Genomic DNA, 16,831 nt, shown 5'->3' with positions numbered 1-16,831 from the left:
CTTATATAACAAATGAGTGGCTACTTAAAAGTACCTGTTGTGTCTACACATATATTCTTGCACTTACCATCCACACAAGACATACTGCACTGCGTTTGTTTAAACACCCCATCCATCCCGCTAGCCTTAGGCTTGCTAGCACAAGCTACAAGCATAACTGATAAAATCACTGCATACAAAATAGGCTTCACTTACTTATCCTCATTACTCAATATAGTGTTTATAGATGTTTGTATAGCTCCTTGAAGGGCATTCATAATGTCTGAGTTTTGTAAACTTGCCTTTTGCCCAATCCCAGCTAGCTGATTAGCATCTATTTTTTGTATAACAGTTTGAGTGTTGTACTTAGTGCTTTTTGTCATCTCATTGTTTTGTTTTTTAATAGTTTGAAGGCTTGAAGTAACAGTTATTTTTAAGGTCTTAGTTTGAGTATCTTTTAAAAGACCCTCAGTTGATTTATCATCTTCTACTATCTTATAAACAGTCCTAAGCTTTTTGTTATCTTCATTGTGAAAAGCTGACTTATCGACATTAAAGCAAGCATTATCCAAGGCATTATCTATAGCATCTTCTACTAGATAGTCTGGGATACTATCATTAGAACTAGCATCTTTTGTGATATCAAAAGAGCTTACATCATGCAAAGTATTACAAGTTGACTCTGGCAAATCTACAGTTTTAGTAGCACAGGCTGTAAGTAAAAACAACAACGAAGCGCACCCTACAAATATACTTTTTTTCATGTAACTATCCTTTTAAAACTTATAAAACTTTCGCTTTATTATAACTTTGATATACTTAAGTTCATATAGTATTAAACCATAATTAAAAGGATTAAAAATGCCACTACTTGATAGCTTTAAAGTTGATCATACCATCATGCCTGCTCCTGCTGTGAGACTAGCTAAGACTATGACTACTCCTCATGGAGATGCCATATGTGTATTTGATCTAAGATTTTGCAAGCCTAATAAAGAAATACTTGATGAAGAAGGTATACACACACTAGAGCATCTTTTTGCTGGTTTTATGAGAAACCATCTAAATCAAGGCGATGTAGAGATCATTGATATCTCACCTATGGGTTGTAGAACTGGCTTTTATATGAGTGTTATAGGCCATCCTAACTTAGAAGATGTAAGGCAAGCCTGGGAAGATTCTATGAATGATGTTTTAAAAGTTGCTTCAAAAGCAGATATACCTGAGCTAAATATCTATCAGTGCGGAACTGCTAACATGCACTCTTTAGATAAAGCCCAAGCCATAGCAAGAGATATACTTGATAAGGGCATAGGCACTATGGATACAGAAAAGCTACTACTTAAAGACTTTAAGTAAAACTAAATCTTAACTTATAATCCTAATACTTAGAATCTAGAGATTCTAAGTCTATTAAGAAAATCTTCTTTTTACTTATTCTAAAAAATCTTTTTTAAGAAGATTTACAAGCTTTAACCTCAACCCTAGTATCACATCTTTCTATAGTGCTAAGTCTATGGGCTATTACTAATAAAGTCTTATTTTCTGAGCTTTTATATATCTCTTCCATAATCCTAGCTTCAGTGTCATTATCAAGGGCTGAAGTTGCTTCATCTAAAACTAAGATTTCTGGGTCATTATAAAGTGCGCGCGCTATACCTATACGCTGTAACTGCCCACCACTTAGCCTAACTCCCCCATCTCCAACTGTAGTTTTTATGCCTTTATGCTCTACTAAAAAGTCATAGATGTTAGCTTTTTTACAAGCCTCTATTATCTTATCTTCATCTTCAACTTCACCAAATGCTATATTTGCAGCAACAGTCCCATCATATAAAAAGATCTGCTGAGGTATATAACCAACTTTGCGCCTCCAACTATCTAGATTAGCTGGTGTTAAAGGCTTGCCATCTATGCAGACATTACCACCTTTAGGGTGATATACACCTATGATTAAGTCTACTAAAGTACTTTTTCCAGCACCACTTGGACCTACAAAGGCTACTTTTTGTCCTTTTTTAATAGTTAGATTTATCTTTTGTAAAACTGGTTTATCGACTATATAAGAAAAATCTACATCTTTTAGCTCTATATCTTTTTCAAATTCTACTGGCTCATAACCCTTTTCTTCTCCTACTTCATGTAGTGCTTCATATACTATATTCACAGAGTTTTGTTGATATAGCATGCTTTGATACTTACTTAAAAGGTTAGTTATGATAGGTAAAAGTCTATATAGGGCTAAAGCATACATACTAATTATAGGTAGCACTGCTGAAGCATCGTTGTATCTTATAAGTATATAAGCAACTGAGGCTATAAGCAAAGAAAAACCTACTGTTTCTAAAAGCATCCTAGGCGTAACACTTAGAGTACTTACAAGGATAGAACTTTTCCCTCTTTTTAAAGATGTTTCGCTAAATATCTGATAAAGCTCATCTTGATTACCACGTAGTTTAGTTAGCTTAAAGTTACCAAAACTCCTACTTAAAAGACCAAGAAAGGTTTGATCGTACTTTGTTCTTTTTTGACCTTGATCTACTATTATCTTATTTAGAACTTTAGAGATGATTAAAACTTTTACAGCAAGGATTAAAGTTAGTATTAAAGTCATCTTCCAGTTTGTAACAAGTAGTAGGGAGTAAAGAAAAAGTGCGGTTAATATATCACTTAAAAAACTTAAAACTGCTTGCAAAAAGCTTGCTGTGTTTTGTGCTTCTCCAGTTACTACTTGCCTAAGCCTATCTTTATTAGTAAAGGTAAATTTTAGATAAGTAAGCTCTAAAGACTTGCCAAATAAACGTAAGGCAAAGTTGTGATACTTCCTAAAAGAAAAAGTATTAGTCACATAAGAGTACATAACATGATAAGCAGCCCTAAAAATGTAAAACAAGATTAGTATCACACTAAAAGTTACCATAAAGTGAGTAGTAGAACTAAAGTCAAAAAACTCATAAACTGCGTGGGCATATTTATTAGTTAAGATTCTTTGAGGGCTAGCAGCTAGAGTTATAAAAGGCATGATAACGCTTATGCCAAAGGTTTCCATTATGGATAAAAAGATAGTAAGTAAGAAAATACCTATTAACTGAAGCTTATCTCGTCTATTAGTAAGCCTCCAAAGTTTTTTTAAAGATATTAAAAACTTATACTTTTTTATCTCGTTTTCATCTTTATCTTCTACATATTCACCAAGTATCTTTTTATCAAATGCATTAGGCACACGCCTCTTGCTTTCTTCTTCACTTATAGGTAGATTAACTGTAATGTGTTTTTGCATAAAACCACCTATTAGGGCCCTTTTTTGAATATAGTCGTTTAAATTAAGCGGACTTAATTTTATCACAAAACATTAGGATATAATTTTTAACAATTACATGTTATACCTTAATGACTTCCCTGCCAAGCGAGTTTAAAAAATGAGAAATATCCCAAATATTTTAACTGTCTCTAGGATGATACTAGCAATATTACTGCTAGCTTTGATACTTCACTGGAATAGTTTTGTGCCTTCATATGTAGATAAAACTTGGCTTAACTACTTTTCTTGCCTTATTTTTTGTATAGCTTCTATTACTGATTTCTTTGATGGCTATATAGCTAGAAGGTTTAATCTTAAAACTGCCTTTGGTGAAGTCTTTGACCCACTAGCTGATAAGATGTTAATACTAGCTGCTTTTGTTGGACTTTTATATCTTCACCGGGCTAATACCTGGGCTATATTTATAATCTTAAGTAGAGAGTTTTTTATAACTGGACTTAGAGTAGTTGCTGCTATGGGAAAAGAAAAAGTTGCTGCTTCAAACCTTGGCAAGTATAAAACAGGATTCCAAATCTTAGCCATAGCCTTTTTGCTAGCTGATTACTTCCCAGGTGGGAATATACTTTTATGGATAGCTGTTATTATCACTCTTTATTCAGGGCTTGATTACGCCATTAAATACTATAAAGCACTTAAATGAATCTAATCATCTCCATCATAGCTCTAGGTTTTTTAATCTTCTTCCACGAGCTAGGCCACTTTTTAGTAGCCAAAATCTTTAGAGTAAAAATTCTTGTCTTTAGCATAGGCTTTGGCAAAAAGATACTAACTTATAACTTCAAAGGCACACAGTATGCCATCTCTACTATCCCTCTTGGAGGCTATGTAAAACTAAAGGGTGAAAAAGAAGAGCTAGCAGAAGAAAAACAAAAACTAGAAAGCCCAAAAACTGAGAGGCAAAAAGTTTTAGATTATAGAAAGATTAAAAGAGACTTTTTTAAAACTGATAGTCTTGATACTAAGCACCCACTAGCCAGGATAGCTATACTTTTTGCTGGAGCATTTTTTAACTTTTTGATAGCTTTTATACTGCTTTTAATCATCTCTTTCCATGATATAGCCCGCCCACTAGATAAACCTGAAGTTGGAAAGGTTGACCCTAGTTTTCCTAGTGCTAAAGTCTTAAAACCAAAAGATTTGATCTTAAAAGTAGATGGGCAAGATGTAAGCCACTTTAAAGATATCTCAACTATTTTAAACTCTACTAAGTCACTAACTACAGCAGACCTAGTAGTAAAAAGAGATGAGAAAATCTTAAATCTAAAAGTAGAGTTAAAAAAGCAAAACTCTCGCCTTCTTTTAGGAGTAACCCAAGCCCTAGAGTATAAAAGCCCAACTATAACCCAAGCCTTTATGGATGCTGGCAAGCTTTTTAAAACCTATGCCTACTTAATAGTAGCTAGCCTTCAAAAGATGATAACTAGTCTAGCTGGCATAAAAGAAGTAAGTGGTGTTATAGGTATAGCTGAGCTTAGCACTAAGGCCTTAGAACAAAACGTAGTCATATTTATAAACATAATAGCTTTAATCTCTATAAATCTTGGAATCTTAAACCTACTTCCACTACCTATGCTAGATGGCGGACAGATAGTTTTTAATGCTTATGAGTGGATCTTTAGAAGAAGTGTGAATGCCCTAATAGCAAGAGTTTTGATAACTTTAAGTTTAGTTGTTTTGGCGGCTTTGATGATTATTGGAACGCTAAATGATATAACTAGATTACTTAGCCATTAGAAAGTGCTAAAACATGCGCTATTTAAGCCAAGTCTTGCTATACTTCAAACATCTGCAAAATACAACAATTAATAGTGTGATCTATTAAGGAGAAAGATTGAACTTTTCTGTACCAGCTACAAGTGCAAACTTAGGCCCGGGCTTTGATAGCCTAGGGCTTTCTTTGAATTTTAGAAACTTTTTTACAATTACTCCCTCATCAACCCAAAGTATACAAATTAATGGTGAAGGCAGTAATAGAGCTAAGTTTTTAAACGACAACATGTTTGTCAGAATCTTCAAAGAAGTCACTAAAAAGATAGGTGATCCTAGCTTGCAGTATGACTTCAACTTTAATAACTTCATACCCATATCAAGAGGACTTGGAAGCTCAAGTGCTTTAATAGTTGGTGCTATATTTAGCGCTTATAAGCTTGCTAATAAGATTCCAAACAAACAAGAGATCTTAAACATAGCCTTAAACTACGAAAACCATCCTGACAACATCACTCCAGCTGTCTTTGGTGGGTTTAATGTAAGCGTAGTAAAACACCATAAAAACCATAACACTGTAGTAACTTTAAGAAAAAATATGCCTAGTTCAGTAAGGGCTGTCATGGTCATACCACCTAAGGCTATGAACACCAAGTACTCAAGAAATATACTTCCTAAAGCCTACAACACCCAAGACTGCGTCTTTAATCTATCTCATGCAAGCTTGCTTAGCTTTGCCTTTGCTGAAGAAAGGTGGGATATGCTAAAAGAAGCAGCCCTTGATAGAATGCATCAAGATCAAAGGATGCGCGATATGCCCATACTTTTTGATATCATAAATGCATCTTATGATGCAGGCTCGCTTATGGCAACTCTTTCTGGTAGTGGTTCTAGTATCTTTAGTCTTTGCTATGAAGATGATGCCAATAAGATAGCTACTAAGCTTCAAGAAAGATTCTCAAAATACAAAGTTCTTGATCTCGCCTTTGATAATGATGGCGTAAAGATAGAAAAGTTTTAATTTGATAACTACCTTAAAGGATATAAATGCGCTAGTTAGTGCCCTCCAAGAGCAAGAAGCTCTTAGTAAACCTGCTTCAAAAAACAGTGTCCGAATGTGTGTTAAGTGTCGAAAAAGACTACCACAAAGTAGACTTTTTAGATTACAAGTTAGCAACAAGGAAGTAGTTTTCTTTAGTGGGATAGGAAGAAGTTTTTATATTTGTGATGAATGCTCTAAGCGATCAGATATTAGAAATACATTGACAAAACTTGCTAATAGTAGTGTTGTATTAAGGAGACATAAGAATGGCAAAAATAAGTGAAATAGCAGCAGATTTAGGAAAAAAACCTAACATAGTTGTAACCAAAGCCAAAGAGTTAGGTTTAAATATAAAAGGGGCGATGAGCACAGTAAATGACGAAGAAGCCCAAAGGCTTTATGACTACATAACTAAAGGTGTAGATACTCACGCAACTAGTAAGCCTCATAAGGAATCTAAAAAAGAAACTATTTCAAATACAGATTCTAAAAAAGAAGCCAGTAGTTTAGAAGAGTCAGAAGATAGTACTTCTAAGACAACTAAAGCTAAAACACAAAATGATAAAGAAGAGTTTATGCAAACTGCGTTACAAGATAAAACTTTAACCCCTGAAGCTAGTGCGCAAGAAAGTTTAGAATCTAAAACTACACCCCCAAGTCAAACAAACACTAAAGACTTAGAAAAAGAAGTAAAGCTAACTCCAACTAAAGATAAGATAAGGATAGTAAGCACTCCTAAAGTAGAAACTAAGCAAACCCCTACAAAAACAGACTTTAAAGATGAGATTTCAAGCTTACAAGATATGAAAAATCAAGATGCAAGAAATGACACTAAAAAAGATCTTCCTATCATCAATCTAAATAAGCCAGAGATAAAACAAGCCATACAAGAGATAAAAAATGATCTTAACAATACTAGACTTGAAAGTAACGCCCTTCCAAGACCAGTAGAACAAGACGTAAGAAAAACTTATGGAAGAGTAAGAGTAGTAAGTAAAAATCAAACTGAAGAAGTAGCACCAAGAAATGATAAAAAACCAAAAATAGATCTTGCTAATGCTAATGAAACCCTAGCTAAGATAAAGCTAGCAAGTAATGAAACTAGCAAGCCTAGAAAAGAAAAGAAAAAAGATATCTCAAAAGCTCCAGCTAAGTCAGCCCACCACCACGCCCAGTATCTTGAGCTTGACCGTGAGCTTGGATTTGGCAGTTATGATGATGATGAAGAAGAGGTTGTGCTTTTAGACTTAAGAGAGCAAGAGCCAAAAAACGAAGATGAGATAGAAAAAGTAAGAAAAGCAGTTAATGATAAGATAAGACTTAACCGCTACAGTCCTTACATGCAAGAAGGATCGATTAAGAGATCTAGTAGAAAGAGCAGAAACAAGGGCATGGATAAAAATAATCAAAAAAATGAAGCAAACAACCTAAAAGAGATTCTCATACCAGAAGATGTAAGAGTGTATGAGTTTGCTGATAAAGCGGGCATAGAACTAAATAAAGTCTTAGGAGTACTTTTTAACCTTGGGTTAAAAGTATTGAAAAACGACTTTTTAGATAGAGATACTATAGAGATACTAGCTAATGAGTTTGGTATAAATGTAAAAATCCAATCAGTTGGAAATGAAGTCTTAGAAGAAGTTATAAACGATCAAGACTTAGTAGAAAGACCACCAGTAGTAACTATCATGGGTCACGTAGACCATGGTAAAACTTCTTTACTTGATAAGATAAGAAACTCACGTATAGCAAGTAAAGAAGCTGGCGGTATAACCCAGCACATCGGTGCTTATATGGTAGAAAAAAATGGCAAAAAAATAAGCTTTATAGATACTCCAGGGCATGAAGCCTTTGCACAGATGAGAAGTAGGGGCGCGCAAGTTACTGACATAGCTATCATAGTTATAGCTGCTGATGATGGAGTAAAACAACAAAGCATAGAAGCGCTAAATCACGCTAAAAACGCAAATGTACAAATAATCATCGCCATGAACAAGATGGATAAAGAAAACGCTAATCCAGACAAACTAAAATCAGAGTGTGCAGAACTTGGTTTTACTCCAAGTGACTGGGGCGGTAACTATGACTTTATCCCGCTAAGTGCAAAAAGTGGCGAAGGTATAGATTTGCTACTTGAAACCATACTTATACAAGCTGAGCTTTTAGAGTTAAAAGCTAGTCAAAAAGCTAGACCAAAAGCTGTAGTCTTAGAAGGTTCGCAACAAAAAGGCAAAGGATCTGTAGCAACTATTATAGTCCAACAAGGAATCTTAAAAGTTGGCATGAGTGTGGTTGCTGATACTGCTTATGGAAAGATTAGATCCATGCAAGATGACTTAGGTAATGAACTTACAGAACTTCACCCTAGCGAGATAGCACAAATCACTGGGTTAAATGAAGTCCCACTAGCTGGATCTGCCCTCTACTACACAGACACTGATAGTGAAGCCCGTGAGCAAGCTATGAAACGAAGTGCTTACCTAAGACAAAAAGCCTTAAGTAAAACTACAAAAGTAACCTTTGATGAGTTAAGCACCATGGTAGCCCAAGAGAATCTAAAAAGCCTACCTATCATCTTAAGGGCTGATACTCAAGGAAGCCTTGAAGCACTTAAAAACTCCCTTCTTGCACTAAGTAATGATGAAGTTCAAATAAATGTCATAAGTGTAGGAGTAGGAAGTATCACTCTTTCAGATGTAAACCTAGCAAGTGCTAGTACTAACTGCATCATCTTAGGTTTCAATATTAAAGCAAGTAATGAGATAAAAAATGAAGCCAAAAACCTAGGTGTTACACTTAAAACTTACTCTATAATCTATGATTTATTAGATGAAGTCAAACTGCTAATAGGCGGTATGATGTCTCCTTTAATGGAAGAAGAGATAACTGGAGAAGCTGTTATAAGAGAGCTTTTTACAGTGGCAAAAGTTGGTGTTATAGCAGGATGTATGGTTAATGAAGGCGTGATAGAAAAAAATCTCCACGCAAGAGTTATAAGAAATGGTACAGTGGTTCATGAAGGCAAAATAGCCTCTTTAAAACGCTTTAAAGATGATGTAAGAGAAGTTAAAAAAGGCTTTGAATGTGGGATCATGCTAGAAGGATTTAACGACTTAAAAGCAGAAGATGTTATAGAAACTTACAAGCAGATAGCTAAAAAAAGAGAGCTTTAAGACTTAAAGCCCTATAAAAGGGCAGGTATTACAAACTTAAAAAGGCAGCCAAAGGCATAAAACACTCTTTAGTTTTAAGGATGGACATGCAAAAAAATGACATTATTAGACAAAAACAAGAATCTTTTTTACAAGAGTCACTAAGTATAGCCCTAGCTGGCCTTAGTGATACACGTATAAACTCACTAACTATCACAAAAGTTGAAGTCTCAAGAGGCAAGCAAGATGTGAAAATCTATCTTGATAAACTTGGCATAGAAGATCCAAAAGAAACCTTACATGCCTTAAAAAAAGCTAGAAACATACTAAAAGAGTACATCTTAAATGTCACTGGCTGGTATGCCCCACCTAAACTAAACTTCATCATAGATGATTCTTTAGGAACTCAAAATAGACTAGATGAGATTTTCAAGCAAATCCACCAAGAAGAAGAAAAAGCACACAAGGATGATGATAAATGATAGATAAAAGCCTAGAAGATGAACTCTCAGCCCTAGCCCTTGCAAATGGCGCAGAACTCTATGACGCAAGTTTTATAAAAGAAGATGGGAATCTCATACTTAGAATCTCTTTTCATAAAGAAGGCGGTGTAGACTTAGAGTTTTGTACTTTTATGAGTAACCTTATCTCACCTTTACTAGATGTAAAGTTAGCTGATAAAGAAAACTACTACCTAGAAGTTAGCTCACCAGGTATAGAAAGAATCCTAAGCGAGCCTAATCACTTTAGACTAAGTAAGGGCGAAAAGTTAAGCGTAAAACTACCAGATAAAACTACCTTTGAAGGAATCTTGGTTGATAGTAATGAAGATGGCTTTAGTATAGAGACAAAAGAAGGCATCAAAAACTTTAAGTACCTTGAGTGCAAGAAAGTAAAAACTATCTTTGAGTGGTAGTTTTTAGTAAACTTAAGCCTTTTATCATTAGCGATCTAACAACGCAAGAAAAAAGCAAAACGCTATTTCAAAAATTCTTCCCTAGCTTTAAAATCTATCATAGAGAAAAGTATTACTTAACTAGTTAAGTAATACTTCCTAACTTTTAGTTACATTAGGTCTTAAAAGCGCTTTATGCAAACTTTCATAGTTAGTCTTTTTCCCTTGTACAAGGAAGCCAAAAAGTGCCACAAAACTACCTATAAAACCATTTAGTATCTCTATATGAAAAGGCAAGATAAGCGTTAGGAAAAAGCTTATTAAAAGTAAGATTCCAAGATTTGTATCTATTAAGTAAAGTATGGCTATGATAAAAGCTGTAACTAGGATTTGGTCATTATACACACCAAAGCCTATATTAAAGAAGCCTAAAGTGTTTAAAAAAAGCAGTATCCACACCACAAAAACGCTTATAAACCCACGATAAGATATAGATAGGGGCGTAGTTTTTATAAAAGTCCTAACTAAACTTAAGATACAAACTACTAGTAAAAAGATACTTGGCATATCAAAGATGCTATACATAAACTTAGCTATGCTCACGCCTTCTATACTGATATTTGCAACTATAAGTATAAGAACAAAGATAGCTAGCCTAGTATAGATTCTTAGTTTAAAGGGTATTTTAAGAAAGATAAGGCCTAAGGCTAGTGAATAGACAAAAATTGCGTAAAGTGATATAAGATTAGTCATTAACATACCTGGGTTATTTTTGTGTATTTTACTATTTTTAATCTAGTATAATGTTTGTTTTCTTTCATTTAACCAAGGATTAATAGTAATGTTAAAATTTATAGCACTGGCTTTCTTACTTCTCTTTCAGTTTGCATTAGCAGCTGATATCTCTAAGATTAACTATGATGGCTTAAGTTATATCTCTTCTGATATAGCCTCTGAGATCAGTAATATTAAAGAGGGAAGCACGCTTGATAAAGCAGCCATAGACAAGGCAGTTCTAAATTTTTATAATCAAGGCTATTTCAATGACGTCTATGCCACCTTTGATAATGGCGTACTAACTTTTCACTTTAAAGAAAAACCAAGTGTAGCAAGTATAGAGATAAAGGGCTGGGGAACTCAAAGTGAGAAAGATACACTTTATGGGCAAATAGGTATCAAAAAAGGTGATACCTTTGATAACACTAAGCTAAAAAATGCAAAAGATGTCATCTTAAAAGCCTTAGAGTATAAAGGCTACTATGGCACAGTAGTACAAGCTGATATTAACAAACTAAGTAATGCAAACGCAGTCTCCATAGTCCTTAACGTAAACCGTGGTAACACCATAGTCATAGATAAAAGCACTTATAACGGTGCTAAGAAGCTAAAAAAACGAACTATAGAATCTCTAAGTGCTAACAAGCAAAGAGACTTCCTAGGCTTTATCCCAGGGCTTAATAGTGGAAAACTTATCATAAATGAGCTTGAAGTTGACCCACTTAGGATACAAGATGTCTATATGAGACATGGTTTCTTAGACGCCCATGTTTCAACCCCTTTCTTAGAAGCTAACATGGATAACTACAAAGCAAAGCTTTACTATAACGTCCATGAAGGCGTGCAGTATAAAGTTAAAGATGTAGAGTTTCACCTAAGCAAAGATGTCATAAGTGAAAAAAAGCTTAGAGATAAACTTTTAACAGTTAAAGGTGCTATCTTTGATATACAAAACGTAAGAACAGATATAGAATCTTTAAAATATAAAATAGCTGATCTTGGCTATGCCTATGTAGCTATAACTCCAGATCTTAAAAAAGACCCAAAAACCGCAGAAGTAACAGTTGACTTTAGGATAGATGTAGGACAAAAAGTACATATAAACGATGTAGTCATAACTGGTAATACTAGAACAGGAGATAGGATAATCCGCCGCGAAATATTAATAGCCCCTGGAGATCTCTACTCGCTAACTAAGATAACTCAGTCAGAAAACGCCCTTAAAAGACTGGGCTACTTTGATAAAGTGCGTATAGATTCAAGACGCGTAACTGATAACCTAATAGACCTAGTAGTTAATGTCTCAGAAGGTAGGACAGGAGAGCTAGTCTTTGGTGTGGGCTATGGAAGTTTTTATGGTCTTATGGTTAATGCTAATGTTAATGAAAGAAACCTCTTTGGTAGTGGTTTTTCAGCTGGTGTTGGGGCTAATGTAAGCTTTGGTGGGCAAGTAGGCTTACTAGGAAGTGGGCTTAACTCTAGCGTGCTAAGAGGTCTAACTCAACAAAACTTTAACGCCTCTTTAACTAACCCTAGAATCTTAGATTCTAAGTGGAGCATCTCTTTTAACGCCTACTATAGTAACTCTTTAAGCTATGTCTACTCTCAAGAAACTGTAGGTGGGGGCTTTGGTGTAGGAAGACTACTAACTCCTAACCTAAGACTTAATATAGGCTATGACTTAAACAGGACTAATACTTATGGCTTTGTAGACCTCTTTGGCAATCCTCAGCCTTTATATAATAGATACTACGCTAGTACTAGAGAAACAGTAGGTGCTTACAACCCTTTCACTGGTCTAGGACGACAAAATAATGGAATCCTGGGTACTCTTGACATACCTATACACGGTATATGGAATAGAGACTATAGTGGAGCAAATGCCCCTATAAAAAGCTCAGTTACCCCTAGCCTAAACTTTGATAACACTGATGACTACTACTTCCCTAAAAATGGTATAAGTGCTTCAGTATCTGCTCAGTTTGCAGGTCTTGGAGGAGATGTCAAGTATGTAAAACTTTATACTAAAAACGCCTTCTACTATGACTTATCAAAACTTTTACATATAGACTTGATAGCTAGATACAAAGTACAAGCAGGTTATCTTTTTAGATACTCTAAAAATGACTTCTTTTCGCTAAATGACACCTTCTACATGGGTGGAGTTGGAACTATAAGAGGGTTTTATAGCTACTCTATCTCCCCAACTGATGGGCTAGGCTTACGTACAGGTGGAGATGGAATCTTTACTAACTCAGCAGAGCTAAGCTATGGTCTTATACCTAGTGCTAAGATGAGACTTAGCCTTTATGTAGACTATGGTTTCTTAACCTATCAAGGTTCACGCAACAGAGCTAACTTCCAAGACTTTGGAACCTTTAGCGGTCCTACTTCACTCTTGCCTAGAGGTGCTGCAGGAGCAGCTATAGAGTGGGTATCTCCTATGGGCCCTATAGTTTTAGTCTTCCCTTTCCTTTGGTATAACGGAACTTCAGTCTTTTCTTACCCAGGAGCTGCCAAAATAAGACAGAATCAAAACTTCCTAACTGACTACCCTAGCTACTTTGAGTTTACTATGGGGACAAGATTCTAAAACTAAAAAAGCTTTATGGCATGTTAAGTCTTTTTATAAAAGGCTTAACATAAGATATTACTAACTACTAATATAAACTGCTAAGAAACTATAGTTATTAATATAATCCTTTTATATAGACAGTTCTAATCTCTTTGTGCTATTAACTAAATCTTTATTCCAACACTTTCTTTTTCACATTGCTTATTATTTATTTGTGTGTTTTTTCTAACCAAAGCGAAGCTTCCTTGAAAGCTCTAGCTTCCTTGAAAACGAAGCTTCCTTAAAAATAAAAAGTATATAGGCATAACTATTCCATTAAAACGTGCCCGTTAGCTCGCCCGTTTCGTGGTGTAAAAATCGTGAGAAAAGGGAGCAGTAGTGCGACCGCACGATTTTTGCTAGAAACGGAAACAGCGAGGCCCTCCCCTTGATTGCCGAAAAAGAGCCTTTTTCGGGGTTAAGGGGAGCGGGGAGGGGTTAAACCCCTTTTTGGTTAAAGAAAACACACAAATAAATAATAAGCAATGTGAAAAAGAAAGTGTTGGGATGGATATCTAATCAAACTTGCAGAAATGGCAATCCTGCTTATACTATACGGATGCTTTAACACTTCCAAGCTTGCTATATTTTAATCTTTTAGATTACTTCAAAAAACTAGTCTACTACAAAGGCTACTTTTGTAGCTTTTGTAGTAGTAAAAAAGCAAAGATAGATTTAAACCTTCATATTTTTTGGCTCTTCAAAGATATCTACTTGTGGCACCTTTCCTTTATACTTTTCAACATTAACTAGTGCGGTATGCGCGCAGTTTCCATCAGCTAGCTTTGAAGTAGGTATATCAAGTGTTAAAACATTAGCACAGCCATTTTTACAAAGCCCTTTAGAATCTGGGTTATACCAAGCACCCTCACTTAGATTAACCACTCCTTTTCTCATATTCTTAGTGACATAAGCACCTGCTAGTACTTCACCTCTTGCGTTAAACACTCTTACTACATCACCAGTTTTTATGCCTTTTCTTTTAGCATCTTCTTCATTTATCCATATAGGCTCACGACCTGCTATGTTGTACTTTGCTTTTAAAGAAGTGTTATCAAGCTGAGAATGAAGTCTATACTCTGGATGAGAGCTTATCATATGAAACTCTGCAGGTTTATCTTTCATACCTAGCCATTCAGCAGGTTCAAACCATGATGGATAGGCCCTGCAGTCATCATAGTTATACTTAGCAATAGTTTCTGAATAAATCTCTATCCTACCACTTGGAGTTCCTAGGGCGTTTAAGATAGGATCTTCTCTAAAGTCTGCACTTATAACAAAGTTTTTTGCTTCTTCTGGCACTTCAAAGGTTATAGGTTTGTTTGCCTTCCAAAAGGTTTTAAAATCAGGCATATTTATATGTTCAGCCTTAGCTTGTTTTAAAGCTTCATTATAAAACTCTTCTATCCACTGTGCTGGAGTTTTACCTTCAGTGTATTCTTCATAGATACCAGCTTCTTTAGCTAGGTCGCTAAAAACTTCATAGTCATCTTTAGCTTCATATTGTCTTTCTACTAAAGCTTTCATAGGCACTATATTAATGTTTGAGTACTCACCACTCATAGATATATCATCCCTCTCATACTGAGTACTTATAGGCATAACGATATCTGCATGCCTTGCAGTTGCAGTCCAGTAAGGATCATGAACTATAACAGCCTTAGGTTTTTGCCACGCTTTAAGTAGATTATTTATATCTTGATGATGATGGAAAGGATTCCCACCTACCCAGTAGACTAGCTCTATATCTGGATAGGTTACTTTTGTGCCTTTATAGTCTATAGTTTTGCCTGGATGCAAAAGGGCATCTGCGATGCGCGCTACTGGGAAGTGGGCATTTGAAGGATTCCCATTTTTACCCATATCCATACCACCTACTACCGCGGCCTTTGCTCTAGGGCTACCATTATTACCATAGTGATAACTAAAACCATAGCCTCCACCTGGAAGGCCGATCTGCCCTATCATAGAAGCTAGGGTTACTAGCATCCAGTGAGGTTGTTCACCGTGATGGGCCCTTTGCATACCCCAGCCTGCCATTATCATAGTTCTATTTTCAAACATAACTTTTGCAAGATACTTAATAGTTTTAACATCAACTTTACTTATAGAGTTAGCCCAAGCAGCATCTTTAACTACACCATCAGTTTTACCTAACATATAGTCTAAAAACTTATCAAAACCAGTTGTATAAGTATCAACAAACTTTTTATCGTACTTTTTAGTAGTGTACATCGTGTGCATGATTCCAAGCATTAAAGCAACATCTGTATTAGGTCTTGGAGTTATCCACTCTGAGTTTTTAACCCCTTGAAAGAATCTAACAGTTTCACTTCCTATAGGGTCTATGCAGATTATCTTTTTGCCACTAGCTTTTAGTTTATTAAAAAACTCTAGTCCACTGCCATCACTTATAGTCCAAGCTATCTTTAAGGTATTAATAGGGTTAGCTCCCCAAATAACTACTACTTTAGAATCACTTAGTATCACTGGGTAAGTAGTTTGTGCATCATAGATTTGAAGTCCGCCAACAACATAAGGCATGATAACTCTTATAGCTGCAGTTGAGTAAGTCTCAGTAGTATCTACAAACCCTCCACTCATAGCCATAAAACGTTTTAGTAAAGTTATAGAGTTATGCATATTTCCACTACTTTTCCAGCCATAGCTTCCTGCAAAAACTCCTTTTGCCCCTTTATTAGCCCTAGTTTCTTTTAAAGCACTAGATATTAGCTTGATAGCTTTTTCATAAGGCACGCGCACCCACTCATCTTTGCCTCTAAGCTCAGGTTTATTGTTATGTGGGTCTTCTAGGTAGGACTTTCTTACCATAGGATATTTGATACGTGACTTAGTATAGATTAGATCAGCTGTAACAGTTTGAAGTGGATTAGGCACGCCTTTTAAAGCGGCACTTGAAGATACAACTTTGCCATTTTTTATACTGGCTTTTAAGATCCCCCAGTGCGCTCCAGTTATAACTTCGCCATTTTTTACTAAACTAGTTACATACTTCATCTCACTAGCTTTACTCATGACTTCGCCCATCTTGCTTGCGTGTTTTGCCATGTCTGCTTCAGTGGCACTTAGTAGTTTTGGTGCTAGTGGTACAAGTGCAAAAAGTGAAGCTACTTTTAATATACTTCTTCTTGAGATACTCATATTTAGTGATTCCTTAGCCATAAGATTTACAGTTTTTACTGTTAGGTGGATTCTATTATCTATGCAAGATTTTTTTTACTCAAAATATATATAAGCCAAAAAAAGTAAGCGCTTCTATATCTTTTATGGTACTTTTTTTAAAAAACCAAATATAAAGTAAAAATAATTTTACTTATCCCCC

General features: G+C 35.4%; 13 protein-coding genes. 8 read left to right on the top strand and 5 right to left on the bottom strand.

Annotated features, from left to right (window positions below; all coding sequences use genetic code 11):
• Nucleotides 1-20 precede the first annotated feature (20 nt).
• Together BKH43_RS08475 and BKH43_RS04015 are read right to left on the bottom strand one after the other, a co-directional pair.
• Nucleotides 21-191, bottom strand: coding sequence for a hypothetical protein (locus tag BKH43_RS08475; RefSeq protein ID WP_172402305.1), 171 nt, complete (start codon nt 189-191; stop codon nt 21-23).
• Entirely contained in the window at nt 192-743 is a 552-nt protein-coding gene (locus tag BKH43_RS04015) for a hypothetical protein (RefSeq protein WP_095228826.1), read from the bottom strand.
• Between the two features lie 97 nt (nt 744-840).
• Between BKH43_RS04015 and luxS the strand changes: the two genes are divergently transcribed.
• Complete coding sequence (gene luxS / locus BKH43_RS04010; RefSeq protein WP_095228824.1) at nt 841-1,338, top strand: S-ribosylhomocysteine lyase; 498 nt, start codon at nt 841-843, stop codon at nt 1,336-1,338.
• Between the two features lie 94 nt (nt 1,339-1,432).
• Here the strand turns inward: luxS and BKH43_RS04005 are convergent, their stop codons facing one another.
• On the bottom strand, nt 1,433-3,259 hold the full coding sequence (locus tag BKH43_RS04005) for an ABC transporter ATP-binding protein (RefSeq protein ID WP_095228822.1): 1,827 nt from the start codon (nt 3,257-3,259) through the stop codon (nt 1,433-1,435).
• A 139-nt stretch (nt 3,260-3,398) separates the two neighbouring features.
• Here BKH43_RS04005 and pgsA point away from each other — a divergent pair, with 139 nt between their 5' ends.
• The 6 genes from pgsA to BKH43_RS03970 all read left to right on the top strand — a co-directional run bounded on the left by pgsA (nt 3,399) and on the right by BKH43_RS03970 (nt 10,118).
• Nucleotides 3,399-3,941 carry a CDP-diacylglycerol--glycerol-3-phosphate 3-phosphatidyltransferase gene (gene pgsA, locus BKH43_RS04000; RefSeq protein WP_095228820.1) on the top strand — a complete coding sequence of 181 codons (543 nt, stop codon included), beginning with the start codon at nt 3,399-3,401 and terminating at the stop codon, nt 3,939-3,941.
• Nucleotides 3,938-5,035, top strand: a complete 1,098-nt coding sequence (locus BKH43_RS03995) for a site-2 protease family protein (protein WP_095228818.1) — start codon at nt 3,938-3,940, stop codon at nt 5,033-5,035. Before pgsA ends, BKH43_RS03995 begins: the two co-directional genes overlap by 4 nt.
• Nucleotides 5,036-5,132: 97 nt before the next feature.
• On the top strand, nt 5,133-6,029 hold the full coding sequence (gene thrB, locus BKH43_RS03990; protein ID WP_095228815.1) for a homoserine kinase: 897 nt from the start codon (nt 5,133-5,135) through the stop codon (nt 6,027-6,029).
• 287 nt (nt 6,030-6,316) lie between these two features.
• The gene (gene infB, locus BKH43_RS03980; protein ID WP_095228813.1) at nt 6,317-9,223 is read left to right on the top strand and encodes a translation initiation factor IF-2; all 2,907 of its coding nucleotides are present in this window, start codon (nt 6,317-6,319) and stop codon (nt 9,221-9,223) included.
• Between the two features lie 86 nt (nt 9,224-9,309).
• On the top strand, nt 9,310-9,684 hold the full coding sequence (rbfA, locus tag BKH43_RS03975; protein ID WP_172402304.1) for a 30S ribosome-binding factor RbfA: 375 nt from the start codon (nt 9,310-9,312) through the stop codon (nt 9,682-9,684).
• Nucleotides 9,681-10,118 carry a ribosome maturation factor gene (locus tag BKH43_RS03970; RefSeq protein WP_095228809.1) on the top strand — a complete coding sequence of 146 codons (438 nt, stop codon included), beginning with the start codon at nt 9,681-9,683 and terminating at the stop codon, nt 10,116-10,118. Before rbfA ends, BKH43_RS03970 begins: the two co-directional genes overlap by 4 nt.
• 138 nt (nt 10,119-10,256) lie before the next feature.
• Here BKH43_RS03970 and BKH43_RS03965 read toward each other — a convergent pair whose 3' ends face one another.
• Complete coding sequence (locus tag BKH43_RS03965) at nt 10,257-10,850, bottom strand: hypothetical protein (RefSeq protein WP_095228806.1); 594 nt, start codon at nt 10,848-10,850, stop codon at nt 10,257-10,259.
• A gap of 88 nt (nt 10,851-10,938) precedes the next feature.
• Between BKH43_RS03965 and bamA the strand changes: the two genes are divergently transcribed.
• Entirely contained in the window at nt 10,939-13,467 is a 2,529-nt protein-coding gene (gene bamA, locus BKH43_RS03960) for an outer membrane protein assembly factor BamA (RefSeq protein WP_095228804.1), read from the top strand.
• Between the two features lie 696 nt (nt 13,468-14,163).
• Here the strand turns inward: bamA and BKH43_RS03955 are convergent.
• The gene (locus BKH43_RS03955; RefSeq protein ID WP_095228802.1) at nt 14,164-16,650 is read right to left on the bottom strand and encodes a molybdopterin guanine dinucleotide-containing S/N-oxide reductase; all 2,487 of its coding nucleotides are present in this window, start codon (nt 16,648-16,650) and stop codon (nt 14,164-14,166) included.
• Nucleotides 16,651-16,831: the final 181 nt, after the last annotated feature.

The organism is Helicobacter sp. 13S00401-1, from assembly GCF_002272925.1.
Taxonomy (GTDB): domain Bacteria; phylum Campylobacterota; class Campylobacteria; order Campylobacterales; family Helicobacteraceae; genus Helicobacter_I.
This window is presented reverse-complemented; position numbering and strand designations above follow the sequence as displayed.

Bases quoted from the DNA above. Each gene is read 5' to 3' on its own strand.
- BKH43_RS04015 (WP_095228826.1), bottom strand. From the start codon at position 743: ATGAAAAAAAGTATATTTGTAGGGTGCGCTTCGTTGTTGTTTTTACTT.
- luxS (WP_095228824.1), top strand. From the start codon at position 841: ATGCCACTACTTGATAGCTTTAAAGTTGATCATACCATCATGCCTGCT.
- BKH43_RS04005 (WP_095228822.1), bottom strand. From the start codon at position 3,259: ATGCAAAAACACATTACAGTTAATCTACCTATAAGTGAAGAAGAAAGC.
- pgsA (WP_095228820.1), top strand. From the start codon at position 3,399: ATGAGAAATATCCCAAATATTTTAACTGTCTCTAGGATGATACTAGCA.
- BKH43_RS03995 (WP_095228818.1), top strand. From the start codon at position 3,938: ATGAATCTAATCATCTCCATCATAGCTCTAGGTTTTTTAATCTTCTTC.
- infB (WP_095228813.1), top strand. From the start codon at position 6,317: ATGGCAAAAATAAGTGAAATAGCAGCAGATTTAGGAAAAAAACCTAAC.
- rbfA (WP_172402304.1), top strand. From the start codon at position 9,310: ATGCAAAAAAATGACATTATTAGACAAAAACAAGAATCTTTTTTACAA.
- BKH43_RS03970 (WP_095228809.1), top strand. From the start codon at position 9,681: ATGATAGATAAAAGCCTAGAAGATGAACTCTCAGCCCTAGCCCTTGCA.
- BKH43_RS03965 (WP_095228806.1), bottom strand. From the start codon at position 10,850: ATGACTAATCTTATATCACTTTACGCAATTTTTGTCTATTCACTAGCC.
- bamA (WP_095228804.1), top strand. From the start codon at position 10,939: ATGTTAAAATTTATAGCACTGGCTTTCTTACTTCTCTTTCAGTTTGCA.
- BKH43_RS03955 (WP_095228802.1), bottom strand. From the start codon at position 16,650: ATGAGTATCTCAAGAAGAAGTATATTAAAAGTAGCTTCACTTTTTGCA.